General features: G+C 50.7%; 20 protein-coding genes. 11 read left to right on the plus strand and 9 right to left on the minus strand.

The genetic code is table 11. The annotated features are described in order from the left end of the window. Nucleotides 1-4 precede the first annotated feature (4 nt). The 6 genes from J3L11_RS03280 (at nucleotide 5) to J3L11_RS03305 (ending at nucleotide 8106) form a co-directional block, all read left to right on the plus strand. A complete protein-coding gene (locus J3L11_RS03280) occupies nucleotides 5-421 on the plus strand; it encodes a hypothetical protein (protein ID WP_207569993.1) in 417 nt (138 codons plus the stop codon). A gap of 116 nt (nucleotides 422-537) precedes the next feature. Further along, nucleotides 538-1638: an efflux RND transporter periplasmic adaptor subunit gene (locus tag J3L11_RS03285; protein WP_207569997.1), complete on the plus strand. Its 1101-nt coding sequence runs from the start codon at nucleotides 538-540 to the stop codon at nucleotides 1636-1638. 10 nt (nucleotides 1639-1648) lie between these two features. Beyond that, on the plus strand, nucleotides 1649-4807 hold the full coding sequence (locus J3L11_RS03290; RefSeq protein ID WP_207569998.1) for a CusA/CzcA family heavy metal efflux RND transporter: 3159 nt from the start codon (nucleotides 1649-1651) through the stop codon (nucleotides 4805-4807). Nucleotides 4808-4935: 128 nt separating this feature from the next. After that, the gene (pnuC, locus tag J3L11_RS03295; RefSeq protein ID WP_207569999.1) at nucleotides 4936-5676 is read left to right on the plus strand and encodes a nicotinamide riboside transporter PnuC; all 741 of its coding nucleotides are present in this window, start codon (nucleotides 4936-4938) and stop codon (nucleotides 5674-5676) included. Next, nucleotides 5673-6407 carry a nucleoside phosphorylase gene (locus J3L11_RS03300; RefSeq protein WP_207570000.1) on the plus strand — a complete coding sequence of 245 codons (735 nt, stop codon included), beginning with the start codon at nucleotides 5673-5675 and terminating at the stop codon, nucleotides 6405-6407. Before pnuC ends, J3L11_RS03300 begins: the two co-directional genes overlap by 4 nt. Before the next feature lie 571 nt (nucleotides 6408-6978). Then, a complete protein-coding gene (locus J3L11_RS03305) occupies nucleotides 6979-8106 on the plus strand; it encodes an NAD(P)-dependent alcohol dehydrogenase (RefSeq protein ID WP_207570001.1) in 1128 nt (375 codons plus the stop codon). A 335-nt stretch (nucleotides 8107-8441) separates the two neighbouring features. On the opposite strand, the gene J3L11_RS03310 is transcribed toward J3L11_RS03305, so the two are convergent. Further along, the gene (locus tag J3L11_RS03310; protein WP_207570002.1) at nucleotides 8442-9254 is read right to left on the minus strand and encodes a transporter substrate-binding domain-containing protein; all 813 of its coding nucleotides are present in this window, start codon (nucleotides 9252-9254) and stop codon (nucleotides 8442-8444) included. Nucleotides 9255-9420: 166 nt separating this feature from the next. Further along, nucleotides 9421-11823: a TonB-dependent receptor gene (locus J3L11_RS03315; protein ID WP_207570003.1), complete on the minus strand. Its 2403-nt coding sequence runs from the start codon at nucleotides 11821-11823 to the stop codon at nucleotides 9421-9423. Between the two features lie 292 nt (nucleotides 11824-12115). Here J3L11_RS03315 and J3L11_RS03320 point away from each other — a divergent pair, with 292 nt between their 5' ends. Then, nucleotides 12116-12745: an MliC family protein gene (locus tag J3L11_RS03320; protein WP_207570005.1), complete on the plus strand. Its 630-nt coding sequence runs from the start codon at nucleotides 12116-12118 to the stop codon at nucleotides 12743-12745. 53 nt (nucleotides 12746-12798) lie between these two features. Here the strand turns inward: J3L11_RS03320 and J3L11_RS03325 are convergent, their stop codons facing one another. Together J3L11_RS03325 and J3L11_RS03330 are read right to left on the minus strand one after the other, a co-directional pair. Next, nucleotides 12799-13272 carry a YhcH/YjgK/YiaL family protein gene (locus tag J3L11_RS03325; RefSeq protein ID WP_207570035.1) on the minus strand — a complete coding sequence of 158 codons (474 nt, stop codon included), beginning with the start codon at nucleotides 13270-13272 and terminating at the stop codon, nucleotides 12799-12801. Between the two features lie 131 nt (nucleotides 13273-13403). Then, the gene (locus tag J3L11_RS03330; protein ID WP_207570007.1) at nucleotides 13404-15803 is read right to left on the minus strand and encodes a TonB-dependent receptor; all 2400 of its coding nucleotides are present in this window, start codon (nucleotides 15801-15803) and stop codon (nucleotides 13404-13406) included. A 400-nt stretch (nucleotides 15804-16203) separates the two neighbouring features. Between J3L11_RS03330 and J3L11_RS03335 the strand changes: the two genes are divergently transcribed. From J3L11_RS03335 to J3L11_RS03345, 3 genes are read left to right on the plus strand one after another with little or no spacing between them, the layout of a single operon-like run. After that, nucleotides 16204-17139 carry a pseudouridine synthase gene (locus J3L11_RS03335; RefSeq protein ID WP_207570008.1) on the plus strand — a complete coding sequence of 312 codons (936 nt, stop codon included), beginning with the start codon at nucleotides 16204-16206 and terminating at the stop codon, nucleotides 17137-17139. Between the two features lie 59 nt (nucleotides 17140-17198). Continuing rightward, nucleotides 17199-17753: an isochorismatase family protein gene (locus J3L11_RS03340; protein WP_207570016.1), complete on the plus strand. Its 555-nt coding sequence runs from the start codon at nucleotides 17199-17201 to the stop codon at nucleotides 17751-17753. Nucleotides 17754-17756: 3 nt separating this feature from the next. Further along, entirely contained in the window at nucleotides 17757-18833 is a 1077-nt protein-coding gene (locus J3L11_RS03345) for an AbrB family transcriptional regulator (RefSeq protein ID WP_207570018.1), read from the plus strand. A gap of 9 nt (nucleotides 18834-18842) precedes the next feature. Here J3L11_RS03345 and J3L11_RS03350 read toward each other — a convergent pair whose 3' ends face one another. Then, nucleotides 18843-19427, minus strand: coding sequence for a response regulator (locus J3L11_RS03350; protein WP_207570020.1), 585 nt, complete (start codon nucleotides 19425-19427; stop codon nucleotides 18843-18845). A gap of 234 nt (nucleotides 19428-19661) precedes the next feature. On the opposite strand from J3L11_RS03350, the gene J3L11_RS03355 reads away from it, so the two are divergent. After that, nucleotides 19662-21437 (plus strand): PhnD/SsuA/transferrin family substrate-binding protein, encoded by a 1776-nt coding sequence (locus tag J3L11_RS03355; protein ID WP_242695073.1) that lies wholly within the window; start codon nucleotides 19662-19664, stop codon nucleotides 21435-21437. Between the two features lie 3 nt (nucleotides 21438-21440). Here the strand turns inward: J3L11_RS03355 and J3L11_RS03360 are convergent, their stop codons facing one another. The 4 genes from J3L11_RS03360 to J3L11_RS03375 form a co-directional block, all read right to left on the minus strand. After that, on the minus strand, nucleotides 21441-22583 hold the full coding sequence (locus tag J3L11_RS03360) for a putative sulfate/molybdate transporter (RefSeq protein WP_242695066.1): 1143 nt from the start codon (nucleotides 22581-22583) through the stop codon (nucleotides 21441-21443). 247 nt (nucleotides 22584-22830) lie between these two features. Continuing rightward, nucleotides 22831-24204: a tetrathionate reductase family octaheme c-type cytochrome gene (locus J3L11_RS03365; protein ID WP_207570024.1), complete on the minus strand. Its 1374-nt coding sequence runs from the start codon at nucleotides 24202-24204 to the stop codon at nucleotides 22831-22833. A 41-nt stretch (nucleotides 24205-24245) separates the two neighbouring features. Continuing rightward, nucleotides 24246-25973 carry a DUF3373 domain-containing protein gene (locus J3L11_RS03370; RefSeq protein WP_189616749.1) on the minus strand — a complete coding sequence of 576 codons (1728 nt, stop codon included), beginning with the start codon at nucleotides 25971-25973 and terminating at the stop codon, nucleotides 24246-24248. A 111-nt stretch (nucleotides 25974-26084) separates the two neighbouring features. Further along, a complete protein-coding gene (locus J3L11_RS03375) occupies nucleotides 26085-26411 on the minus strand; it encodes a cytochrome c (protein WP_189616747.1) in 327 nt (108 codons plus the stop codon). Nucleotides 26412-26651 lie beyond the last annotated feature (240 nt).

The following is a 26651-nucleotide window of genomic DNA, read 5'->3' on the forward strand; positions in this document are numbered from 1 at the left end:
CTCTATGATAGTTACCGGCCGTTGGCTTTCCTGGTGTATGGCATTACTGCTGATGCTGCAATTTGCGGTATCAGACGTAGGTACTCACCAGTTGCATGCCGGTAACAGCTACGAAGAAATACTGCAACATACCCATCTACAGATTACCCAGCCAATTGTCGCCGTTGCTGATTGTGAACGTCATGATGGTGAGCCGCTCGCGGCTGAAAAATCTGCGTTACATCATTTGCCACATCAGGAGCTGCAACAGCTAGATCTGTGTCTCGATTGCCCTTGTCATGGGGGGCATATCTCGCTGCCGATGCAGCCCTTATTTGCTCATGCTTTGCTGGTTTCCCATTCTGTCATCGCAGAAATGACCAGATATCTGCCAATCGCTTCTGAACCTGCTTATCGCCCTCCGATTGCTGTAACCGTCTGAACCATCTTGTATTGAGTTAACGTCCATGCTGGACGCGGACTCACCAGACTAATGACAGAACAACCGCAACCATAGGGGAGATGAACTCCTTGCTACTGCGGTTGCAGGAGTATTTCGTGAGCCTTTCAAAAATTTCAACCATGTACCAAATACTGGTACTGGTTATCGGCTGTTTACATTCTACAGCTGACGCCGATGACGGCAGCAATTTGCACGCCGAACCGTTACTACAACTAAGTGCCGAACAACAGCAACTGGCAGGTATCCAAGTAATACCTGCTGCTGGTGGTTTCAGTCCTCAATCTGTGGCCAATGCGGTGTTACAAGTCGACCGTGAGCGCACGTTTACATTAACGCCGCAACTGGATGTGATAGTGCTGCAACGTCATGTGGTGCCGGGCCAGCAGGTAATCGCCGGTCAGCGATTATTGACCCTAGGAGGTGTTGATGTGGCAAAAGCCCAGGCTGATTTTATCAACGCCGCGAGTAACTGGCGGCGCATCAACGCTATGAGTGCTACGGCGATCAGTGATAGTGAACGGCAGCAAGCGTTGGTGGCAAAGGAACAATGCCGCGCGGTGTTGCAAGCGCTGCAGATGACGGCTGGGCAGATAGCGGCACTGCAAGCCGATCCAACGCTCATCGGCAGTTATCAACTGCTGGCCCCCATTAATGGCCGGGTGCAGCAGGACAATACCCGTTTAGGCGAACTGCAAAGTGCTGGGAATGTGTTGTTGCAACTGACTGATGAATCCTCGCTGTGGGTGGTAGCGGAAATGACGCCACAACAGTCTGCTCAACTGGCGCAAGCCAAAAAACTGCTGGTTAAAGTTGATGCGACCATGGTCAGCGCCACTATTATCGGTCGCGCGCATGAGCTTTCCAGCAGTACCCGGACTGAACGCTTGATTGCGCAACTCGATAACCGCCAAACGTATTGGCATGCCGGGCAGTTTGCCGAGGTCTTTTTGCCACAGCCCGAACAACCTGGGGTGCTATTACCTGACGCAGCGCTGAGTCGCAGTGAAGACGGTGATTGGCAGGTATTTGTGGCAACTGCTGCAGGATTTCGTGCTCAGGAGGTACAGGTGCGACAACAGCAGCGCGGGATGAATCTGGTAACGGGGATCGCGCCCGGTACGCCAGTCGTAACCGCTGGCGCATTCTTCTTGGCATCAGAACTGGCTAAGTCCGGTTTTGACGTACATAACCACTGAGGGCGGCCATATGTTATTTACCCTCATTCAACAGGCGGTGCGCAATCGTCTGTTACTGTTGCTCGCCTTGTTTGCCCTGCTAATTGCGGGTGGAATCGTGGTGCCAACGTTGAATCTAGATGCATTCCCGGATGTATCCAATGTGCAGGTTACGGTCAATACCGAGGCTGAAGGATTAGCTGCTGAAGAGGTGGAAAAACTCATCAGTTACCCGGTGGAGTCCAGCATGTACTCACTACCGGATGTGACTGAGGTGCGTTCATTGTCACGCACCGGCCTGTCAGTGGTGACCGTGGTATTTGCCGAAGGCACCGATATTTATTTCGCTAGACAACAGGTATTTGAACAACTGGCGACCGCTAAGACCTTGATCCCCCAAGGATTGGGAACACCGGAAATCGGTCCCAATACGTCGGGACTCGGGCAGGTGTATCAGTACGTGCTGCGGGCAACGCCGGAAAGTGGTGTCGATGCGGCACAGCTGCGCAGTCTCAACGACTATCTGGTAAAACTGCTGTTGATGCCGGTCGCCGGCGTTACTGATGTGCTGTCCTTTGGAGGGGAAGTTCGCCAGTATCAAGTGCGGGTCGATCCTAATAAACTGCTGGCATATCACTTGAGTCTGGCGCAATTACAGCAGGCGTTGGAAGACGGCAACCGCAATGCCGGTGGCTGGTTTATGCCGCGCGGTGAAGAGCAATTGGTGGTGCGGGGTTATGGCTTTTTACCCGCGGGAACCGCTGGTTTGGCGGCTATCGCTTCGATTCCGGTGACTGAAAGTGACGGAACCCCCATTACCGTGGCGGATGTGGCAACCGTTGATTTTGGTGGTGAAATTCGCGTAGGTGCGGTCACCATGACCCGTCGCGATGCCAATGGCTCTGCTCAGGCCCTTGGCGAAGTGGTGGCCGGAGTGGTGCTAAAACGTATGGGGGCTAATACCAAGGCCACCATCGACGATTTGGTTGCAAGAGAACAACTGCTTCGTCAGGCGTTGCCACCCGGTGTTAGCTTTGAGGTGTTTTACGATCAGGCGGATCTGGTGAAAAAGGCCGTCACCACTGTTGCGGATGCGTTATTGCTGGCATTTTTGCTGATCGTGGTGATTCTGGCGCTGTTTTTGGTGAATTTGCGTGCCACCTTGCTGGTGCTGATTTCCATTCCTATATCAATTTTGCTGGCGTTGTTAGTAATGGCGTATTTTGGTGTGTCTGCCAATTTGATGTCGCTTGGAGGATTGGCGATAGCCATTGGCATGCTGGTTGATGGTTCGGTGGTGATGGTCGAGAACATCTTCAAGCATCTGTCGCTACCAGCGCAACCCCCTGTAGCGACCCCGCCGGAAAGTCCTGATGACGTGGCCGATGGCATGACCTTACGTATCTTGCTAGCAGCCAAGGAAGTTTGTCGTCCAGTATTTTTTGCCACTGCCATTATTATCGTGGTGTTTGCACCGCTGTTTGCTTTGCAAGGGGTTGAAGGCAAGTTATTTCAGCCGATGGCGATCAGCATTATGTTGGCGATGTTGTCGGCACTGTTGGTAGCTTTATTGGTTGTCCCTGCCATGGCGGTATTGTTATTTCGGCGCCATATCAAAGTACGTTCAAGCCCATTGCTATCAATACTAACGCCTAGTTATCGCTGGGTATTATCACAAGTGATGCAGCGCCCGAAAGTCACGCTGGCAGCCGCTTTGATGATGTTGCTGCTATGCCTGACGCTATTACCACGATTGGGCACCGAGTTTGTACCGGAACTGGAGGAGGGGACTATTAACCTGCGGGTGACATTGGCACCAACGGCCAGTTTAGAGACAGCGCTACAGGTGGCGCCACAACTGGAGAAAATGCTACTGGAATTTCCAGAGGTGGAGTATGCGTTGTCGCGTATCGGTGCGCCTGAACTCGGTGGCGACCCAGAGCCAGTCAGCAATATTGAAATCTATATTGGTCTTAAACCTGTGGCTGAATGGCGTTCAGCGGCCGATCGTCAGTCATTACAGCGGCTGATGGAGCAGCGGCTCAATGCCTTTCCAGGACTGCTGCTGACTTTCTCGCAACCGATAGCCACACGGGTGGACGAACTGTTGTCCGGCGTCAAATCACAATTAGCGATCAAGCTGTTTGGGCCAGATCTGACAGTGTTGGCCAACAAAGGACAGCAACTGGTGGCATTAGTTGCGCAAGTCCCCGGTGCGGTGGACGTGGCGTTAGAGCAAGTCAGTGGCGAGGCGCAACTGGTGGTGCGTCCCAAACGGGAGTTGTTGGGACGGTATGGTATCAGCGTAGCCGAGATTATGAATGTGGTCAGCACGGGTGTCGGTGGTAGTAGTGCCGGCCAGATCATCGATGGTAATGCGCGCTATGATATCAATCTACGGCTGGCTGCGGCCTATCGCAGTAGTCCTGATGCATTGGCAGATTTACCGCTGGCTGCCAGCAATGGCGCGCTGGTGCGACTGGGTGATGTCGCAGATATTCGTGTGGAGATGTCTCCCCCTAACATTCGCCGAGATGATGTGCAGCGGCGGGTGGTAGTGCAAGCCAATGTGGCGGGACGAGACATGGGCTCGGTTGTCGCTGATATCTATGCGTTGGTGCCAAAGGCCCAGTTGCCACCTGGCTACACAGTTGTTGTGGGGGGGCAGTATGAGAATCAGCTGCGGGCGCAACAGCGTTTGGCGTTAGTTGTGCCCTTATCTGTGGTGTTGATTGCATTATTGCTATATTTTTCATTCGGTTGCTTCTGGCAGGTGGGGTTGATCATGGCCAATGTGCCGTTGGCGCTCATTGGCGGCGTGCTGGCGTTATGGGGGAGTAACACTTACTTATCGGTGCCAAGTGCTATTGGTTTCATCACTTTGTTTGGGGTGGCGGTACTCAATGGTGTGGTACTGGTGGATGCTATCAACCAGCGCCGCGAATTAGGTGAATCGCTTCAACAGGCAGTGTTTGAAGGAACCGTTGCGCGATTACGTCCGGTCCTGATGACGGCGATGACATCTGCCTTGGGACTGATACCTATTCTGTTCTCCGTCGGTGTTGGCAGTGAAATTCAAAGACCTTTAGCCATTGTGGTGCTGGGGGGCCTGCTGAGTTCGACCATGCTCACGTTGTTGGTATTGCCAACACTTTATCTGGCGCTTTATCGCTGGCGAGAACGACGTTAACTTCGATAGCGCCGTCAGCCAGTCACTGTGATGGTGGCGGCGCTGCACATGGTAAATTGTCCTTGTCCGTGGTCAAATAGGTAGCTTAGCTACAGGGCGGCATTTATGTGGATAGGCAAGGAAAACAAATGGATATAGCGAGCTGGTTCGACATCAATAATACCTTGGTTAATATCCCCATCGGTGCCGGATATGCCATGTCTTGGATTGAAGCGGTCGGGACCATCTTTGGACTGCTGTGTATCTGGCTGGCCAGCCAGGAAAAAACCATCAATTACCTGTTCGGGTTAATTAATGTCAGTTTGTTCGCGGTGATTTTTTTCCAGATCCAACTTTACGGCCTGTTGCTGCTGCAACTGTTTTTTTTCTGTGCCAATGTTTATGGCTGGTATGCTTGGACACATCCGACCGGGCAACAGGGGCGGCCTTTACAGGTTCGCTGGCTGGCACGCCAAAAGCTGATATTGACGGTAGTTGCTGTGAGCATGGCGGTGGCTGCATTGGCCGTCTTTATTGATCCGGTGTTTTTCAGCTTGGCCCGCTGGAGCGTTGCCGGACTTAATCTGTTGGGCATCACCGTGCCATTACCTGAATTGCAACCAGATCCGTTCCCAGTGTGGGATGCGATGGTGACCGTGTTATCTGTGGTAGCACAAGTGCTGATGACCCGTAAATATGTGGAAAACTGGATTTTATGGGTGCTGATCAACATCATCAGTATCGGTATCTATGCGGCACAGGGTGTTTATGCCATGGCAATCGAATACACCATTTTGCTGTTTATCGCCGCCAACGGCACCCGTGAATGGATGGCGACAGCGCGCAGCAATGGCAGCGTACATGGCTTTGCCAGAGGAACAACAATATGAGCATACAACCGCATATTCAATTGACTGCTGCGCAGGGGAGTGAACGGGTTATTCTCTGTGGTGATCCAGCTCGGGTAGCAAGAATTGCCGGTTTGCTAACCGATGTTAAACCGCTGGCTAGCAACCGGGAGTTCACCAGTGTCAGTGGTGAATTTCAGGGGTATCAGTTGACCATTTGCAGCACGGGTATTGGGGCCCCTTCCGCCATTATTGCGTTAGAGGAATTGATCAAGTGTGGTGGCAAACGTTTTATCCGCGTGGGCTCTGCTGGTGCGCTGCAATCTCATATCGCACTAGGTGAATTGATTGTGGTCGAAGCCGCCGTGCGTGATGACGGTGGTTCGGCCAGCTATGCTCCTATTGCCTATCCCGCCTTGGCAAATCGAGTACTGGTTAATGGCTTGAGTGATTATCTCAGGCAACATCAGCACCTTCATCACCTGAGAATTGAGCGCTCCCATGACAGTTTTTATACCGATCAAGAGCTGGACATCTGTCGCCGTTGGCACCAACTAGGGGTGTTGGGTGCCGATATGGAAACTGCCGCCTTGCTGACGGTTGGTCGCATACGCGGCGTTGCTGTCGCTGCGGTACTCAACAATGTGGTGCTTTATGGTGACGCGACGGCAGACGGGGTAAATCAATACGCAGCAGCGGAACCGCTATTAATGCATGGCGAGATGTTGGCCGCGAGAGCGGCGCTGGCAGCCTTGTGTAGCTCACCGGTGTAACGCATATTCGGGCCCGTATCTTGTCTGCTCTAGGCTGCTCAATGCGGCCATTAGCTGCAGATATAAGTGTCAGCGGTGCGGGCTGATCTTTCTATATAGGCGCTAACAGATATTCCATGGGCTGGTGGATGCTTGGTAACACCCAGTGGCGTTGGGAGCCAATAATGGCGTTTGCAATAACACCTCATTTTTAGCCTTTATTATCAATAAGATGTGTTCAAATCGTTCTACCTATGTGCTTGATGGGAACGCCGCTAGCTGCCTAACGCTTTGTCCTAAAACAAGATACTTGTGGTTCCGTTGTTCACCGCAACTGGGCGGATATACCTTTCTTTTTATTCGAGGTTTTTGAGTCAAAAAACGCCATGTTAAGGCGGTCTTTGCTGTAGTAATGTTTGGCATAAATCACAAAATATTTGAAAGTGTGATATTTGTGCGGATTGTTGGTGGGGACGTGATGCTTGCTCACCGAAAAATGTTCCGCCGACATGATGTTATCTTGCTACCGTGCAAGCCGGAACCTTAGCCATCTTGGGGACCGGCCACTGACGTAATGGAAGGAGTCTAGGCTATGAGTACACAAAGCTTTTATGATATTAAAGCGGCTGTTGTCCGGGGCAAAGGCAAGCCTTTTGCGCTTGAGAATGCTCGTATTCGTGCGCCCCAAGAGGATGAAGTCCTCGTGAAGATAGTGGCCACTGGGATGTGTCATACCGACATGATAGTGCGTGATCAGTATTACCCCGTACCATTACCCGCGGTGCTTGGTCATGAAGGCGCTGGCGTTGTCACCGCGATTGGTCCCTTGGTTAAAGAGCTGCAAGTCGGCGATCATGTAGTGCTAACCTATGGCTATTGCAGCCATTGTGGACATTGCGGTACTGGTCATGCTGCCTATTGTGATGAGTTTTATCCACGTAATTTCAGTGGTGCTGACCAGCATGGTGATACCGCGATTACAGACGCCGATGGACAAGCACTGCATGATCACTTCTTTGCCCAGTCATCATTTGCTACCTATGCCTTATCACTGGAATCTAATGCAGTGAAAGTCCCAGTCGATGCCCCGCTTGAGTTACTCGGCCCATTGGGGTGTGGTATCCAAACGGGTGCTGGCGCGGTGATTAATTCATTGCAGGTAATTCCCGGCAGCAGTTTTGCTTCTTTTGGTGCAGGTGCCGTAGGCCTGTCAGCGGTGTTAGCCGCTAGAGTTGCCGGTGCAACTACAATCATTGCGGTAGATGTGGTGCCATCCCGTCTAGCACTTGCCAAAGAGTTAGGTGCGACACACGTTATTAATAGCAAAGAGCAGGATCCGGTTGCAGTGATCCGAGAAATCACCGCTGGTGGCGCTAATTATGCACTGGAATCTACCGGTATTCCGGCGGTGTTACGTCAGGGTATCGACAGCCTAGGGCCGTTAGGGGCTATTGGTGTCGTTGGCGCTCCAGCTCTTGGAACAGAAGCTAAGTTTGATGTGAATGAACTTTTGCTGGGCGGAAAGACTATCCGTGGCATAGTGGAGGGTGATTCAACCCCAAAACAGTTTATTCCACAACTGGTGAAGCTTTATCAGCAGGGGCGTTTCCCATTTGACAAGTTGGTGAAATTCTATCCCTTCGAGCAGATTAACCAAGCGGCTGCCGATAGTGAAAAAGGCATCACTCTGAAACCCATTGTTATGATCGGTGAAATGTAATCCACTACTCGTATAACAGGGAGAACCGCATTTCTCCCTGTTATTTTCTATACTGCCAAAGCTGATGGCACATTACGTTTATCGCAACAAACGCTGTTTTTCGAGTCGCGCAATCAACAATTGGGGTTGGGACCATACCGGATATCGCTCCTCGGTGGTCAGTGCTGAACGCTGTCGAGGCACTGCGGCCGGGATTTTCAGGTGAGCCGTGACGCCGTGGAACTAGCTGGCTGATGGCAATGTTTATCAATTTATAGTGGCTAATTCGCAGCAGTGAAACAGTGTTATGATGAGCGAAACTGTCCGACACTTTATTACGCTAGGGAAAGGTTATCTCAATAGCCGATGGATACCGCTGCCGGATAGCGGCGTTTAATATTTTCGACTGTGCCATCGGCAATCATTTGCTGTAGTACGTTATCAAAATCATCCGCCAACTGCTGAAAATTCCGTTGCCGGGTGAAGGCCAAATAACTCTCAACGGTTTCCACGGGAGGGTCTAGCACTTTAACGTTGTCCTGTTTTTGTAGCTGACTCACTAATGCCATTCCAACATCATAACTGTTGATCACCATATCAACCCGGCCTGCCAGTAATTTCTTAAAATTGCTGATGAAGTCCCTAGCCTCATCCAATTTGAGCAGTTTTTTTTCACGCACAGCATTATCAAATAGTGGACCGTAAGAAGTCTGGCTGACAACACCTATGCGATAGGGGGCTAGGTCTTCGACAATGCCACTGTATTGCAGCGTTGATTCGTGACGCACAAACAGCACAAAAGTCTGACGGATCAGCGGTTGCCGGGTGTACAACAGTTTCTCTTCTCGGGCTGGTGTTTTTTTCAGAGAAAAATAGCCATCTACATTACCGTTATTTACCAATAACATGCCGCGAGGAACTGGATAGAAGGCTATCACAATGGGTTGTTGTAAGCGTTTGAACGCCTCGCGCACTATGTCTGCTATCACGCCTTTAGCCTGATGATCCTCTTCATAGATAAACGGTGGGTAGTTAAGGGTGGCAAAACGCAGTGGTGGCAGCGGCAACGCTGATGATATCGATGGCAATAGCGCCAACGCTGATGATATCGATGGCAATAGCGCCAACGACATCAATATCGTTACTACACAGACTCGCAAGGAATACATGGGTAAATCCCCTCAGTTTTGATGACATATCCGTGGGCATGATTCCTTTCATCATGAGTGTAAGCGCTTTTAGCTACATTGCTGCACTATCAATAATTATAGACGAACATTAAAAGCACAAAAGACCGGCATCGGCCGGTCTTGTGAACTGCAACACAATGGCAAATCAAAAAGTATAGCGGCCTTCAACAAAGTAATAGCCACCGTTGAAGCCAAAAGGTGTATTGGTCAACGGATAGACAAAGATACCGTTAAAATTGTTGTCGGCTGGGCGCTTCTGCGGATATGTATCAAACAGGTTCTGTGCGCCCACCGTGACGGTAAAGTTGTCAGTGGCTTGGTATGCAACAGACAGATCGACAGTCGTTTTTCCTTGGTACTCTACATCTTCAGTACTGTAGGCAATGGTATAAGGGCCGAAATAACTCAAGCGCAGGTTGGTAGTGAAATCTCCCAGATGATGCGTGAACCCCAAGCTGCCGGTATGGTGCGATGTTGAGTCTGTCATACGTACTTGTTCAATATGATCAAACAGTTGCTCCTGCAAACCATTGAGAATTGTCGGCAGATGGATATCCTGAATTTCAGTATTGTTGTAGGCATACGCTAGGTTAGTCTGTAAATCCCCCATGCTGCCCAGATCGAAACGTTGGCTGATAACTAGGTCAACACCGCGGGTACGAGTATCTACGGCGTTGATGAAAAAGCGCGCAGATTCAGCGTTTGTGCCAGCCAGTGCCTGTGCCACTACATCGGAATCGGCAGGGGTTAGTGAACTGGAAAGCACGATACGATCATCAATATTAATCTGATAACTATCCAGTGTGACTGTCAGGCCATTATCCCCGGTGTAAACCAGCCCAAGACTATATGAAGTAGACTCTTCAGGTCGCAGTTTCCCTACCTGTAACGCCTGAGTGACAGAAGACAGATTGTTGAAGGTGCCTGATTCGGTGGGCACCAGATCTCCTGTTACTGGATCAGGGTTGAACAATGTAGAGATGTTGGTGAAATACAGCTGTTGCACACTGGGAGCGCGAAAACCGGTGTTAGCGGTGGCGCGCACGGCAAAGTGCTCCGTCAAATCATAACGCGTTGCCAGTTTCCAGCTGATTTTATCGCCAAAATCAGAATAATCTTCATACCGTGCAGCGGCAGACCAGTAAAAATCTTCAGTCAGTTGGTTTTCTAATTCCGCATAGATAGCGGTGTTGTGGCGTTGTTCATCGACCGCTGACTCCGGGGTAAAACCGCTGAATCCCTGACTGCCACCGGGTTTACCTTGGTAGTCGCCGGTAGCATATGAAGCTTCCTCACCGGCCTGGATCTGGTAACCGTTTTGTCGCCAGGCGGCACCAAGTGCCAGCATAATTTCTGAATCATTGAAGAAGTCAAAATACCGCGAACCGTCCAGCGTCAGATCATACTCGTCAGTCGCTAAAGTGCCGGCATCAAAGGTGGTTGGACTGGTTGTGCCAAGCGAGGCATTAATGGAGTTTTCCACACGGTAATTAAAGCTGTTCTTGCCATAGCCCGCAGAGCTATCCAGATGCCACTTGCCCCAATCAAACTCATAACCCAGAAGCGCCGAGTAATCTTTGATTTTAGGAGCAAGCTGCGGTAAAAAGCCGTCTGGATAGACTTCCAGCACATTGCGACTATCCAAGGCTCTGCGATAGAAAGCCCCAGATTTGGTTTCACGCTGACTGTAACCGGCATATCCATATAGCTTGCCACTGTCCCCGAAATACTGGGCGGCATTGGCGAACAGTGAAACGTTGTCGTATTCGGCATCGCCAACCTGATGATTTTTACGGTTGAAGGTGGCTTCCCGTGGATCTTCACTACCATCTGGCAGTAACGGATATTGCTGGCGAGGGTCTAAGCCCGCACGGTTGGTACTGTTTTTGTGCTGGGCTTCTAGCGATACATTCACAAAACCATCCCGACTGAAACTGATCCCCTTATTGGCCCCAACACGCCATTGTTCACCATCGCCCTGATAAGTCTGGCCTAACTGGGTGGTGAGCGTGCCACCTTCACGGGCGTCTTTCAGCACCACGTTGATCACACCGGCGATGGCATCAGAGCCATATTGCGCGGAGGCACCATCGCGTAAAATCTCAATCCGCTTAATAGCGGACATGGGAATGGTATTGAGATCCACGTTAGAAGCGCCTTTGCCTACGGTGCCAGAAAGATGCACTAGTGCTGAACTGTGGTAACGCTTGCCATTGACCAATACTAGCGTGTGATCTGGCGATAGACCGCGCAGATTCGCAGGTCTCACTGCATCAGAACCATCGGTGACGGCAGAAAATGGGAAACTATAACTAGGCGCTGCAAATTGTAGTGCTCTAGCGGTTTCGGTAAGCCCTGTGGCTTGTAGTTGATCGGCGGTGATAATATCTACTGGTGCGACACTGTCGGTAGCTGAGCGCAACGCGATACGGGAACCTACCACTGAGATTTTTTCGATACTGTTGTTGTTAGTGTCACCTGCGGCGCTTACCGCAGGCACTACTAGTTGGCCGGCAATGGCCAATGCGACTAAGTTATAACCTTTCATATTATGTAACTTCTTAATACTCCCCATATTTTGTGCGCAAGCTTACCACTGCACCAATATGGGGCGGTATACAGAATGGTGATAAATCAGAGCATATGATTATAAAAACAGGGAAATTAAATTCTAAAAAGATATATGAATTGTGTGGGTATACATGAATTATCTTTAATAAATAATCGTTTCTAAATAATAGTGATTATCCTTAAAGATAACTGACTGAGATGCATAGCTTGCAGGATTTATGACTAGCGGCTTATCGGCCATTCTTAACGAATGGTTTGCAGGAGTACATATGATGAAAGTTATAGTGGCAATGATACTGGTTGCAGGTGCTCTAGGACTGTATGTGCCATCAGCGATGGCAGCAACCCTTGAACAAACATCCTTTGACTGCAATTTGGTGTCGGCGAAAAGTTCCGATGTTAAAAAATGGGTATGCGGTCATGCTGAGTTAGCTCAGTTGGATCGTAAACTCGCCTACATTTACCAGCAAGTGCAGGCCAAGACAGCATTGCAAGACTTGCCATTACTTGACAGTAACCAACAGCAATGGGCTCGCGAGCGGGATGCCTGCATGACACAATCTCAGGCCGAAACGTGTGGCCAAACGCGGTATCAACAGCGGATCGCTACATTACAAGCACGCTATCAATTAGTGCCGTCACAAGGGCCGTTTACTTATGTCTGTGATAATGTCCCGTCCACGTGGTTGGTAGCACAGTTCTTCGATACTGAACCTAATGTGGTTCGCGCCAAAGTTGGCAATGATGAGGTACTCATGTATCAAGTGCCCAGCGCGAGCGGTGCTAAATACCAGGATGCAGAGCATCTGTTATGGGAACATGCCGGTGAGCTGACGTTACGTTGGGGTAAACAGGCAGCAGAAACCCGTTGTCACCAAAAAGCGGATGGCATAAATTGATAACCATTGCAGCTTAAATTAAAAACAGCGTATAACACGCTGTTTTTTTTAAGTTAATCTTCGATTCTTACTTTAATAACCACTTTGCGGACGCTGGACTCACCATCGAGGTGGCAGCAGGGCATATGGGCATCATCGGGGAAGAACAGTGCAAACATGCCACTGCGTAAACCCACATAGCTGGCACTGGCTTGGTTTAGCGGATAACTGAATTCTTCAAAATCGCGGTTGTTGTCATAGTTGGTGCACGGGATCTGCTGCTTTGGTCGCGGCAGATAACCAAACTCCTCTTCACCACTGACAATATATTGCACATCAATATATTTACGATGTACTTCAAAAGGTTCAGTACCTCGCTCGACTGTGGTGTAGTCACTAATAATGGCAAACAGCGCCTTGCCTTCAAGCTCGTACACCCCCTTTTCAAGCTGACTGAAGTCCGTTGATGCCAGATATTCCAGCGCGGCGGCAATTCGTGGATGTAGTGCGCTATATAGCGCGCGGTTGGTAAGGGTGTCGATAATCATCATGATCTCCTGAGCGAAAGCGCGCTCAGTATATCCTTGCCGCAGTATAAAGTGCATGGTGACGCATAAAAAAACAGGTCAGCAACTGCCGACCTGTTTCTCTGGTGTTTTTTGCTCGCGATGGCTTTACTTTAGAAGGTGTAACGCGCCTGCAGATAGTAATAACCACCATTCATGCCGAATGGCGTGTTGCCGACGGGATACTTGAAGATGCCACCAAAGCTCTGATCGGTTGGTTCGGTTTTGGCTTTATCTGGGTAGACATCAAACAGGTTTTGCGCCCCCAGCGTCAGTGTCAGGTGATCAGTTGCGGTATAAGCCACAGAAAGGTCCGTGGTGGTTTTGGCACCGTAATCTAAGTTCTCACCCGTAGACAAACCCACTTTGTAGTCACCAAAGAAGTTAAAACGCAGATTGGTCTTAAAGTCGCCATAACTATGGGTCAGGTTGAGACTGCCTTTATTTTGTGGAGAAGAGTCTGTCATCCGCACCTGTTCGACATGGTCAAACAGTTGATCTTCCAACCCGCCCAATAGTGATGGCAGGTGAATATCGCGGATTTCATTCTTGTTGTAGGCGTATACCATGCTGGCTACCAGGTCACCGTAACTGCCAAGTTCAAAGTTCTGGCTAACCACCAGATCTACCCCTTTAGTACGGGTGTCTACGCCGTTGATAAAGAAGCGGGCCGATTCGGCATTAGTCCCCGAAAGTGCTTCCGCAACGGCGGCAGAGTCGCTTGGTGTCAGTGAGCTGGACAGAATGATGCGGTCATCAATATCAATCTGGTAAGCATCCAGCGTGATAGTCATGCCGTTATCCCCGGTATAAACCAGACCACCACTGAACGAGGTCGATTTCTCCGGTTTCAGTTCGCTTATTCCCAGCGCTTGCGCCACCGGCGACAGGCTGTTAAACGTACCGGATTCCGTTGGGACTAGTTCTCCAGTATCGGGATCTGATACGAACAGTGTCGAGATGTTAGTGAAGTACAGTTGCTGCACACTGGGTGCGCGGAAACCGGTATTCGCGGTGGCGCGGAATGCTAACTTGTCGGTTAAGTCATAGCGTCCTGCCAACTTCCAGGTGGTATTGCCGCCAAAGTCAGAATAGTCTTCATAACGCACAGCTGCGGCCCAGTAAAAATCCCGTGTCAGCTGGTTTTCTACTTCGGCATAGAGTCCGGTATTGTGACGACTTTCATCCACTTCTGACGCCGGAGTGAATCCGGTAAAGCCTTGGCTACCCGCCGCACGGTTATCATAACCACCGTTGGCATAAGAGGCTTCTTCACCGGCCTTGATCTGATAGGTGTTATTACGATAAGCCACCCCCAGCGCCAGCAGCAGTTCCGAATCATTATAAAATGGCAGGTAACGGGAAGCATCAAGCGTCAGATTGGTTTCTTCGGTGGTCAGCGTGCCATCGTAAAAACTGGTCTGGCTGTCTGGACCATAAGACGCATTCAGACTGTTTTTAACATAGTATTCAAAGTCATTCCGGCCAAAACCAGCTGCGGCATCCAGTTTCCATTCACCCAGACTAAAGGCGTAACCGACAGTTGCGGAATAGTCCTTAATCTTGGGAGCCAATTGGGGCAGGAATCCGTCGGGATAGATTTCCAGAATATTACGCGAGTCCAGTGCCCGACGATAAAATGCGCCAGATTCGTTCTCCCGGTGGCTGATACCACCGAAGAAATACAGTTTGTCATCGCCGAAATATTGCGCACCGTTAAAAAACAATGCCAAGTTCTCATACTTGCCGTCACCAATCTGATGGTTTTTACGATCAAAGGTGGCTTCGCGCGGATCTGCGCTACCGTCTTCCAGCGTTGGATATTGCTGGCGTTGATCTAATCCGGCACGATTGGTTGGATTCTTGTGGTGAGCTTCCAGGGAAATATCCACATGGCCGTTTTCGCTGAATTTTATGCCCTTGTTAAGGCCCGCGCGCCATTGCTCGCCGTCCCCCGCATAGGTCTGCCCACCTTGTAAGGCAATTTCGGCACCTTCGCTGGCGTCTTTCAGCACAATGTTGATCACCCCGGCGATAGCATCGGAGCCGTACTGGGCGGACGCTCCATCCCGCAGGATCTCTATGCGTTTAATGGCTGACATGGGGATGGTGTTCAAATCGACACTCGAAGAGCCTCGACCCGCCGTACCGTTCAGATGCACCAGCGCTGAACCGTGATAACGTTTACCATTGACCAGCACTAGCGTGTGATCGGGTGATAGTCCCCGTAGGCTGGCAGGGCGCACCGCATCGGTACCATCGGTCACCGAGGATGACGGGAAACTATAACTCGGCGCGGCAAACTGTAAAGCTTTGGCCGTTTCCGTCATCCCGGTCGCTTCCAACTGTTCCGCTGAAATGATATCTACCGGTACCGCTGTATCCGTTGCACTGCGGACTGCTAGTCGAGAACCCACCACAGAGATTTTTTCGATATTACTGCTGTCTGCCGCGTAGACTGCCGGCAGAACGAGTTGGCTGGCAACCGCCAGCGAGATGACAGAGAGACGCATACAACCCCTTATTCCATTGAGTCAGTTTACATTTGTTATGTTATTTTTGTTACTTATTAACAACACTTAATAACAAACTACTTAATGAAAAATCAAGAGGAAAAGTGTTTTAATTTTGGTGTTACAATAAATTAAATGTTAAAAAAATAAGTTTTGTTTATAATTTTAATTGATTATCTGGAATATATTCTAATCGCTTTGTTTTAATCCTTGTTACATTGAATTTTGTGTAAACTCCCTCCGCTTTTTTTAAATGTAAATTTTCATCTTGGAGCATCATATGGCGTTGACGGTTTTGGATGGAGCGGGATGTGTAATATGCCCGTACTTGAAGCCGTGTCTGTAGGCCTCCATCGCCCTTTGCGTTACAATCACAGCGACGCAGATAAGCAGGAATTTCATGAATCAGAGTGTCCGAGCGGTGCATCCGTCCTGGGTAGTATTACCGCACCAGCAAACCGATAAGCCAACTGTGCTGGCTTTTCTGCTGGCGCGTTTCCCGGCTATCAGCGAAAGCATTTGGCGGCAGCGGATACAACAGGGCAAGGTTCACTGGCAGGACGGTGAGCTGATAACCGAATTGACACCGTATCGCCCTGCGCAGCGGGTGTACTACTATCGTGAAGTCGTCAGCGAACCACATATACCGTTGCAGGAGCGGATCCTGCATCAAGATGCGCATTCACTGCTGGTGTTCAAACCCCATTTCTTACCAGTGACCCCAGGCGGTAGCTTCGTTAATGAATGTCTTGTTGCCAGACTGCGTGCCCGTACCGGCATTGACAGTATTGTCCCCGTCCACAGGTTGGATCGGGACACCGCTGGCGTGATGTTGATGTCGGTCTGTGCTGCCAGCCGCGATGCTTACCACGGACTGTTTCGTGACAGAAAGATCCATAAATGTTATCAGGCGTTAGCGCCATTAACCCCGGCGCTGCAACGCCAAGTGCCACAAGGCTGGCTGTCGGCACCGATTGGCTGGACCGTGAAAAATCGCATTGAGCGGGGGGAGCCTGGGTTTACCATGCGCGTAGTGAGTGGTGTGCCTAACAGTCACTCTGAGATCCGCCTGCTGGCGGTGAAAGATGACATCGGGCTATTTGAGCTACAACCGATAACCGGTAAAACGCATCAGTTGCGGCTGCATATGCAGTCGCTGGGAATGCCATTGCTCAACGATCGTTATTATCCAGCGTTGCAACCACTGCAGGCGGATGATTTTTCCAGACCATTAAAACTGGTGGCTTGTGAGTTGCGCTACCATGACCCTATTTCGGGGGAGCCGCGATATATCAGCTGTGATGGTTTTGCGGCAGAATTGGAGTCTGGCTGCTAGTACGTCAGCGGTTGTCTACACATTTTCTGCTATTGGCTTTTGCGCTTAAGGAGTTGCAGATGGCGTTTTCCAAACTTGATCCCAACACCGCATTAATCGTTATCGATTTGCAATATGGCATTGTGGCCTTGCCTACCTGCGGTGATGCCAGTGCCGTGGTGACGGTATCGGCGCAGATTGTTCAGGCGTTCAGACAACAGCAGCGCCCGGTAGTGTTAGTCAATGTCGCTGGGAGAGCCCCAGGACGCACCGAACTGCCAGCTCGCGCAGGTCAGCAGCCTGACAACTGGGCGACGCTGGTGCCTGAATTGCAACCGGCGCCAACGGACATGCTGATTACCAAACATAATTGGGGGGCTTTCATTAACACCGATTTGCACCAGCAACTGCAAGCGCTTGGGATAACCCAGGTAGTGGTTATCGGTATTGCTACCAGCATGGGGGTTGAATCCACTGCGCGGCAGGCTTTTGAACTGGGCTACAACGTCGCTTTGGTAACGGATGCAATGACAGATCTGAATCAAGAGACTCATAACAATAGTATTCAGCGCGTGTTCCCACGACTTGGGGAAACCGGCACGGCGGCGGAATTGCTGGCACTATTGGCGGGGTAATTCATGCATTTGAGGTCTGTATCAGCGTCGTTATATAAGTATCGGCGCTGGTTGTTACTGGCCGGATTATCCTGGTTATTGGCCCTGGGGCTTGATGTGGTCAATGTGCCGGCGGCTTATCTTTTGGGCCCTATGATAGCGGCAGTGTTGATGGCGGTGCTGCAGCAACCGACCATCGTTACCCCGTGGTTGTTTAACGCCGCCCAGGGGCTGGTGGGGTGCATGATTGCCGCAAGCCTGCCCACGGCAATCGATAACAGGATGCAGCAACATTGGCCGGCCTATGTCGGGTGCGTGGTCGGCGTGTTGTTACTCAGCAGTGTGCTGGGGTGGTTGTTGGCGCGTTGGCATGTTTTACCGGGAGCCACGGCGGTTTGGGGAACCTCACCTGGCGCGGCGTCCGTGATGACGGTGATGTCGGAACAGTTTGGCGCTGATGTGCGGCTGGTCGCCTTGATGCAATATATACGAGTGGTGTTGGTAGCCGTGGTAGCCATTGGGGTGACACGCTGGTGGTTGCCGGCGGAGTCGTTGCATATGCCTGTGCCAACGGACAGTCATTTACCTGTCTGGGGAGCTTGGTCACTCACGGCGACCTTGCTACTGGTGGCCCTGGGCGTGGTTATCGGCCTGCTCAGCCGTATCCCTGCTGGGGCAATGTTGATGCCATTGTTACTGGCAATAATCATACGTGAAACAGACTGGTTCTCTATTGTATTACCGCAACCGCTGCTATTGCTGGCTTATGCTGTCGTTGGCTGGAGTATTGGCGCGCGCTTTGATTTACCGATATTGCGCTATGCGGCGAAAGCGCTGCCAAGACTGTTAATATCTACCACAGTGCTGATAGTGTTATGCGCTGCACTGGCAACATTGTTGGTGTTATTCACGGGGATGGATCCGCTTACGGCTTATCTGGCGATGAGTCCCGGTGGTGCGGATTCTGTCGCCATTATCGGCGCTTCCAGCCAAGTGGATATGGCATTGGTGATGACCATGCAAACCGGGCGACTGATACTGGTGATGGTGCTGGGACCGCTGCTGGCGCGTTTAGTAACGTGGCAACTGCAACGCCAGTAAACGGATGAATTAAAACAGTGGGGTGTATTTCATCAGTTCCCCTAAGGCGTGTACCCCAAGTTTTTTCATGGTGTTGGCGCGGTGAACTTCCACCGTACGCAGTGATAAGTACAGCGCTTCCGACATCTGTTTGTTGGTCTGCCCCTGGATCAGCAACTGCAATACCTGACGTTCTCTGGGGCTGAGGGTGTTAAAGCGCGCTTGTAACTGCTGTTCTTCCCACACCTTTCGACTACTTTCCAACGCTTTATCAATGGCGGCTGCTAAGGCTTTACCATTGACAGGTTTTTGGAAAAAGTCACAGGCACCACGGCGGAATGCCTCAACTGCCATCGGCAGATCGCCATGACCGGTGAGAAAAATGATGCCTAACGGGCTGTCACATTGCAGCAGTTGTTGCTGCAATGCCTGACCGGTCAGCTCTGGCATCCGCGCATCGAGAATAACGCAGCCGGGTTGTTGCAGTGGGCAGTGCGCTAGAAAACTCATGCCGTCGGCAAATACTTGTACCTGATAACCAAACTGGCCCAGCATAAAACTGAGCGAATCGCGGATGGCGGCATCATCATCCACCAGATAGATAGTTTGTTGCATTGGTGCTCTCAATATGACCCTTGCCTCAAGAGTAATGCGCCGCTGCAACAGCGACAAATCAGCAACGTTGGCTTTTGGAGCCAGATCACCCGCTTTTTGCTGAGCGTTTGCGGTGATTCAAGGATTTGCCTTAATGGCTGTATTAGGCTGAACGCAATTAAATCCGGTGGGGTGATTATGAAGCGGTACTGGTGGATGCTGCTGTTGTGGTTCTGCTGCGGCCAGAGTCAGGCGATGCATTCCATTGCCGATGGTGAGATGGGCGATGACCCCATTGAAGCGGTGTTTCGTGTCGCCGTGCTGGCCAATCATGGCGAAGCGCAAGCGAAACAGCGTTGGCAGCCGATGATGGATTATCTGAGTGACCGGCTGCCGGGCAATCGTTTCGAAGTGGTGCCGCTGAACTTTACCCAGATGGATCAGCAACTGCTGGATCATCGAATTCAATTTATTGTCACCAATCCCGGCCAATACCTGAGCCTCAGCAGCCAGTTACCTTTATCGTGGTTAGCTACCATGCGCAGTCGAAAACATAATGGTGCAACCTATGCCATTGGGTCCACCATTATCGTGAAGGCAAGCAGCCCGATTAAGACGTTAGAGGATATGCGCGGTGCTTCAGTAGTGGCCAGTGATCCACAGGCCCTAGGGGGATATCAGGCCGCCGTGGGATTATTGAACCGACACGGTATAGAAGCCAGCTCATTTTTTGGTGATATTCATTTTCTAGGGTTTCCATTAGAGCCTTTGGTATATCAGGTGCGTGATGGCACGGTGGATGCTGCCATTACACCTTACTGTACTTTGGAAGAGATGGTGGAGGGCGGGCTGGTCAAGCGCGAGGACTTTCGGGTGATCAATCGCCAACGCCCAGAGGGTTATGACTGTGATACCAGTACGCCGCTGTACCCTAACTGGTCTTTTGCTGCGTCTGATCAGGTTCCAAGTCCTATCACCCAGGCAATTACTCAAGCGTTGTTTGAGCTGCCAGCCGATTCTGAGGCCGCTATCCGTGCCGACTTGATGGGCTGGACCGCACCGGTGAGCCAGTTGGCAGTGATCAAACTGTACGATGAACTGCAACTGCATGGTGGGCCACCGCCCTTGTACGATGCGGCCCGCAAATGGTTTCGTCTACATCGAGATCTGGCACTGCTACTGTTGGCGATTTTCTTTCTGGCACCTTTGTATCATTTGTGGCTGGAATACAAAATCCGCCAAAAGAATGAATTTTTGCTGGTGACTGAGCGGCAACTCAAAGATAAAGAATTACAGCTGGAGCGAATGCAGAGCGCCGCCATTGTCGGGGAAATTGGTGCCGGGCTGGCCCACGAATTGAACCAGCCAATTGCGGCGATTACTCAGTACAGTGAAGGTGCCTTGATGGCGTTGGAGCGACTGGATCAGCAAGACCCGAATCATCAGCAACTGCATGAGGTGTTGACTAAAATCTACAACCAGTCAATGCGTGCTGGTGGCGTAGTGCATCGTATTCGTGGGCTGTTACGCCGCCGCCGTAATGGCAGCGTGCCTTTGCTGATCCTGCCATTGCTGCAGGAAGCGCTAGCGTTGTTCCAACGTGCGATAGAGCAGCAGCAAGTCGCATTGCAATTGCACATCAATGGCGAGGAACAAGCCATACTGGGTGACAGTGTCGGACTCAGTCAGGTACTGGTGAATCTGCTGAAAAACGCCTTGGATGCGATGGAAAATAGCCGCGAACGGCAACTGCAGATCCGCATTGATTATCAAGCATTTCCGAGTGAGCGTGAGCAAGAATTACAGCAGTCCTGGCTGTTATTGGAAGTGAGCGATACTGGCAGTGGTTTGACCGCGCCGGTCAGCCAATTGATGGAGTCTTTTGCCACCACCAAAGAGCATGGCCTTGGGCTGGGATTAGCCATCTGCCGCGATGTAATGACCGAACACCAAGGCTTATTGCAACTGGAAAACCGTCATGACCGTCAAGGATGTCGGGCGCGGCTGTGGTTGCCGTATCAGCGTAACTAGCGGTTAACGGATAGTTTGGATTAACTCCCAGCGGCTGCGGCAAAATTCCACTACCAAGCCTGCCAGCAATCCGGCTGCCGGGTTAACCGCCAGACTGACAATCGCAGTGGAAGCAATAACCGCCATACAGAATGGTCGGCCATCAAGTAACCGTTTTGACCAGGCTAACTGTAAGCCCGCGATTGACAGTAAACTGCCGAGGATCGCCATCGGGATCAGGCTTAGCAGCCAGGCCACAGACTCGCCCCAACTCAGGGCAATCGCGACACAGCTGACGCCAAAGATGAAAGGCGCCCACATACGACGGGCGCCAAAATGATATTGCACGGCTAAGCCCCCGGCACCATGACACATAGCAATGGCGCCCAACGGGGCCAACAGCAGGTTTGCCAGCCCGGAGCTGGTGGCAAATGCTTTAGGCGTAAAGCGCTCGGCTTCTTCAGGGAATTTTTCCTTGGCCACCACCGAGGTTGCTATCACCGCATTGGTCAGTGTCATCGCCAGTTGCGGCAGTACCAGTAACGTCAATGCCTGTGACCACTCACCCGCTAACGGCCAGTGGAATTGCCACGGCGTTTGGTTAAAGCTGAAAGTCGCCACATCACCGCCGTGATGATATTGCCACAACATTCCTGCTACCAGCACCAACGGCATGGAAACGTAGCGTAATGGCAAAAATCGGCACAGGAAGATCAACGCAAATGCACCAAAACCTATGGTTGGGGTCACCGCCATCATTTTGCCGCCCATCATCAGCAACTGGATGCCAATCGCCAACTGGATACCCACGCTGATGGCCTGGGATATCTGCCGCGACAGCCAGGTGATGGCACCACTGAAGGCTAACAACAGCAGGATTATTCCCATCAAGATGCCACTGGCCTGCATGATCCCGGGCGTCAAGCCTTGGGCGATGACCAGTGCAGAGATCACTTTCATCGGTTGGATCGGGATGGGGCGACGGTAAAACAGCGCTACCGCCAGAGCAAAAATCCCGAAACCGAAAAAGATACCTTGTGGCGAAAACTGATTAAGGGCGATAAGCCCCAGCACTAACGGCAGAAAAGTACCCAGATCGGCAAAAGCGCCGCTGAATTCCCCTAAGGTGCGGTTGACATTGAAAGAGACAAGACTGGATGGAGTCATATAGGTTGCCGTGTTAACAGTTACCATAATAACCGCAATAACAGTGCCAGTTTTTTAGCAGTGTTAACGCTGTAGATTCCGAAATTTTCTGGTATTTACGCTTTGAGTTTAGCGGTGTTGGGACAGTTTGGCTGAAGGCTTAGTCTTATTGTCTGGAAAGGTGGACCAGTCCCTGAGCAGGGATTGGGACTGGTCCTAGTCGGGAGCACTTGTTATGTCCGACCAAACAAGGAACGCGGGTTAGGTTTTATTGACGGTGTAGTGTCCCTTTTACTTTCATTGGGTCACCTTTATAGCCCAGTGCTTTCCAGTCCAATCGACCATTCGCACTGTGGCAATCGGCACACTTGAGCGCTTGTTCCTTTGGTGACACCATGTGGTTGATACGCCACCACATTTCAGTTGGTGCAAAGCCGTATTCACCGCTGTAGGTAGCACCTACCGCTTTCATGGCTTCGCTGGCTTCCATACCCAGCCGAGCAGCTTTATCCCAGTCGAAGTCGCTCCAGTAACCGCCTTTACCGTAAGTTTTCGGATTGAGGAAGATATGGTTCTTCTTGTCGTAGATCTGCTTACCGGTAAACACCTTAAACGGATAGATCTTGGCTTTTGGATCTTTGATATCGCCCAGCGGATACGCCAGTTTAGTGACTTTTGTTGGATCCATCTTATCCCCAGCCATATAAGCATCCGCTTTGCCGTTGTACCAGGCGTAACTAGGTTTCACCATCTTGCCCCAAGTGAATGAACCTTTTTTCTTGAGATAAGTATGGCGACCATATTCATCCACCGCATCTTCTCGGTCTTCACCGGCAGTTGACCAGTCCCAAGTAAGCTTGGTGGCTTCCTGGCGGGCATAGTAGGGAATATGGCAGGTTTGACAAGCAACGGTTGCAGTATGGGCGTTCAAACGTTTGTTAGCGTGAGGCGCCGCATCATGGCAGTTAGTACAGCCGATATGATCTTCACCACCAGGTGACACGCCCATGGCATTGCCGCTGATATTATGATCCTTGGTGTGATGACAATCCTGACATTGGAAGTCGTTACCATCGGCATTCATGTGTACATCCAGATTCTTGTCTGGGTAAGCCATAGAAGAGTCCAGATCGCCGTGTTTCACCGCGTCACCGCCACCGCCATAGAAGTGACAGGAGCCGCAGTTATCACGTACAGGTTTACCGACGTTTTGCGCCACTTTGACCAGATCGACGTTTTCAAACGCCTCGCCAGCCACAGTTTTGCTGTAGGTGCCGGTGGTGTCATGGCAAACCAGACAATCTACTTTGGTTTCATCTTTGAAATCAAAGTTGTTGTCTTTCCAGCCATAGCCAGCATGGCATACGGTACAACGTGGTTGGTTACCTGCAATGGAAACACAGAAGTTGTTGATCGCATTTTTCTTGCCGCGCATCACGGTGCGGTCAGGTAATTGCTGTTTCAGCTCCCAGGTCCAGTGGGAGGTTTTCATGACGTCTTTCGCTTCCTTTTCATGACATTGCAGGCAGGCCTTGGTGACTTCAGGACCGTTGGCATAGGGCCCCTTCAGTACCTCTTGGTGCGGCGCTGCTGCGCTGGCACTTCCCGCCGCCAGCAACAGGAGTAACGCAAGTGATTTCATAAGAGTCTCCTGCCCCGGTTGCCCGGGGCTGTTGTATGGGGTTAGAAGTTGACGGTCAGTGAAGCATTAACATCAAAGGCGGTATCAATCACAGGTAACAGCGAATAGGCGGTACCTTTGAGCACATCACTGACTTTCTGCGGTGCGCCTACAGGTGTGCCACTGCCGGTATATTCATAGTCGTAGTAAAGACCCGCCAGTTTGATGAACATGTGGGGGTTAACGTCGAAGATGTAATAGCCTTCGATGACGTGACCGCGAGTAGCCAGTTTGCTGCCGATTGGGTCATCCTGCGCCTGGGTGAACGGTGTCCAGTATTTGGAGCCGTAGTTGTATTCCAGACCAAATTTGCCGTATGGCGCGGGGATCTGCATCCCGACATAAACGCCGTAGCCATCGTGATTTTCGTTACTGTCAGCGGTGGAGGGCGACATGATGATTTCGCTGCCATCACTATTCAGTTCTGCAGTGAATACCGCATCTGATAACAAGCCGCCGAACATGCCAGCATAGCCATTACCAACGGTACGCGTCCAACCGAACGAGGCGAAGAACTTCATCTCATCATCGGTTTCGTAGGAGTAACCTACGCCACCCAGATACATATCACCGATCACTCCGCTAGGTTGGACCCGAGTGACGAAATTGAAGTTGTCAAACTTCTGCAGATCTTGGTACATGGTCGGTGCAAAGATAGACGCCAACTGGTTAGGGAAGGCCATTGTGCCTTTGAAACCATCATTGATGTCCTTGGCCGCGAACAGGGTAAACTGCAGGAAGTGGTTGCCATCGTTAATGGCATCAATGTTAAAGCCGCCCAAGTGGGTATCTTTGGTGATGGTGTCACCAAATAGCTCACCATTGCCCCATTGTGACTCAAAACCCTGACCATAGCAGAAACGCACGACTTGGCCTTCAACCCCGGTCAATTCACCAAGTTTGTAACCGATAGTCATACCATCAAAGTTGAAGTTAACTAAATGGCCAGACGGGGTGCCGCCCCGCAGCTCGTTTTCACGATAATGGCTTGGTGGGCCATAGGTGGAGGGGCGACGGCCAATGGACAGGTAAAACTCGGAACCACCGATGTTGCGCCAGTCGAAATAGGCGCGTTCTACTCGCAGCCAGTCACCGGAAGTGTTAGCAGAATCGGTGCCATCCATGGTGAATGAGCGCCAGGAATCGAACACCTGAACTCCGGTAGAATCCCCCCAGTTTTTATACATACTGAGGCGCCCGGCAAAGTCCACGTTATCCCATACCTGCGCTTTCAGATTTAAGCGCAGACGGGTGTTGTAATAAATGTCATTGTCGATATCCTGACGAGTCTGGGCAGCCAGTACATAAGGCATAACCCCGTTTAATTGACCACTCTGGAAGGCACTTGCCAGTGCTGGATTGGCGGCCATCATTTTACCGAGCGGTGAATTGGCATCGGCAGGATTACCGTATTCTCCAGCCATGGCGCGGGCACCAAAATCACTAAAATTTACCAGTATTGCTGGATTCCAGGTGACGTCCTGATAGTGCAGAGAATGGGCTCTGACGCGAAAATCACCTGTAAAAGTGATACGGTCAAGCGCGGCATGACGTTCGGTTTTATTCACCCTAGAGTTGAGACTTTCCAGTTCCTGAGTAATCTCTGCCAGTTGCTGTTTTAGCTCAGTAATCTTGGCGTTATCTGTCTGTTCTGCGGCATAAACAGCTGGGCTGGCCATGGCGGCAAGTCCTAAAGCCTGGGCGACAACAATTGCGACTAACGTGCGCATATTTTATCTCCTGACCGGAACCCCGGTCTTTTTCAGGCAGCAACAGGCCCTGGAGCATGCTCCATACTGTTGCTGTCAGTTTGTCGGGTTTGTGTTGGCTAAGTGCCGGGATTAGCCGCAGGTCTGAGGCTGAGCTGAATCCGCAGCATGGTCATACAGGAATTGCTGAATATCTTTCAGATCCTGCTCACTCAGCTTTTGGAACACTTCAGGTTTGGCTTTATGCTTGTCTTTATCGAAGAAACGATCCCATTGCGCCATGGTTTTGCTCATTGGGGTTAATTCCCCAGCGGCATCACTTTTACTGTGGCAGACCTTGCATTCCTTCTTATACAGATGTTTACCTTTTTTGGGGTTGCCGCCATCGGCGGCGGTGGCTCCTGCCGCCAGCACAGTGGCCAGCAGTAATACACCGAGCTGGATTTTGGTTTTCATCATCAATGTCCTCGTATTGCGTTTTAATGCATCATTCCTTTACGAATGTTGCTGTTGTTTTATTTCGGTTAAGAATTTAGCAAAGGAAAAAATATTGAGGTTTGACGATGATCACTTTCATGAAATTTTTCTAATTGAAAAAAATATCATTGAAAAAAAACTAATTGATCAATATTTTTAATATACAAAAAACAATAGAATCAATTGGTTGTTTTTTACTTTATTAATTTATAAAAAATAGAT

Source organism: Shewanella sp. 4t3-1-2LB (assembly GCF_017368415.1).
GTDB lineage: Bacteria > Pseudomonadota > Gammaproteobacteria > Enterobacterales > Shewanellaceae > Shewanella > Shewanella fodinae.

Coding starts and splice junctions, on each gene's coding strand:
- J3L11_RS03300 (WP_207570000.1), top strand. CDS start 5,673: ATGAGCATACAACCGCATATTCAATTGACTGCTGCGCAGGGGAGTGAA.
- J3L11_RS03325 (WP_207570035.1), bottom strand. CDS start 13,272: ATGATTATCGACACCCTTACCAACCGCGCGCTATATAGCGCACTACAT.
- J3L11_RS03360 (WP_242695066.1), bottom strand. CDS start 22,583: ATGACTCCATCCAGTCTTGTCTCTTTCAATGTCAACCGCACCTTAGGG.
- J3L11_RS03330 (WP_207570007.1), bottom strand. CDS start 15,803: ATGCGTCTCTCTGTCATCTCGCTGGCGGTTGCCAGCCAACTCGTTCTG.
- J3L11_RS03340 (WP_207570016.1), top strand. CDS start 17,199: ATGGCGTTTTCCAAACTTGATCCCAACACCGCATTAATCGTTATCGAT.
- J3L11_RS03280 (WP_207569993.1), top strand. CDS start 5: ATGATAGTTACCGGCCGTTGGCTTTCCTGGTGTATGGCATTACTGCTG.
- J3L11_RS03310 (WP_207570002.1), bottom strand. CDS start 9,254: ATGTATTCCTTGCGAGTCTGTGTAGTAACGATATTGATGTCGTTGGCG.
- J3L11_RS03375 (WP_189616747.1), bottom strand. CDS start 26,411: ATGATGAAAACCAAAATCCAGCTCGGTGTATTACTGCTGGCCACTGTG.
- J3L11_RS03355 (WP_242695073.1), top strand. CDS start 19,662: ATGCATTCCATTGCCGATGGTGAGATGGGCGATGACCCCATTGAAGCG.
- J3L11_RS03315 (WP_207570003.1), bottom strand. CDS start 11,823: ATGAAAGGTTATAACTTAGTCGCATTGGCCATTGCCGGCCAACTAGTA.
- J3L11_RS03320 (WP_207570005.1), top strand. CDS start 12,116: ATGATGAAAGTTATAGTGGCAATGATACTGGTTGCAGGTGCTCTAGGA.
- pnuC (WP_207569999.1), top strand. CDS start 4,936: ATGGATATAGCGAGCTGGTTCGACATCAATAATACCTTGGTTAATATC.
- J3L11_RS03345 (WP_207570018.1), top strand. CDS start 17,757: ATGCATTTGAGGTCTGTATCAGCGTCGTTATATAAGTATCGGCGCTGG.
- J3L11_RS03365 (WP_207570024.1), bottom strand. CDS start 24,204: ATGAAATCACTTGCGTTACTCCTGTTGCTGGCGGCGGGAAGTGCCAGC.
- J3L11_RS03305 (WP_207570001.1), top strand. CDS start 6,979: ATGAGTACACAAAGCTTTTATGATATTAAAGCGGCTGTTGTCCGGGGC.
- J3L11_RS03370 (WP_189616749.1), bottom strand. CDS start 25,973: ATGCGCACGTTAGTCGCAATTGTTGTCGCCCAGGCTTTAGGACTTGCC.
- J3L11_RS03290 (WP_207569998.1), top strand. CDS start 1,649: ATGTTATTTACCCTCATTCAACAGGCGGTGCGCAATCGTCTGTTACTG.
- J3L11_RS03335 (WP_207570008.1), top strand. CDS start 16,204: ATGAATCAGAGTGTCCGAGCGGTGCATCCGTCCTGGGTAGTATTACCG.
- J3L11_RS03350 (WP_207570020.1), bottom strand. CDS start 19,427: ATGCAACAAACTATCTATCTGGTGGATGATGATGCCGCCATCCGCGAT.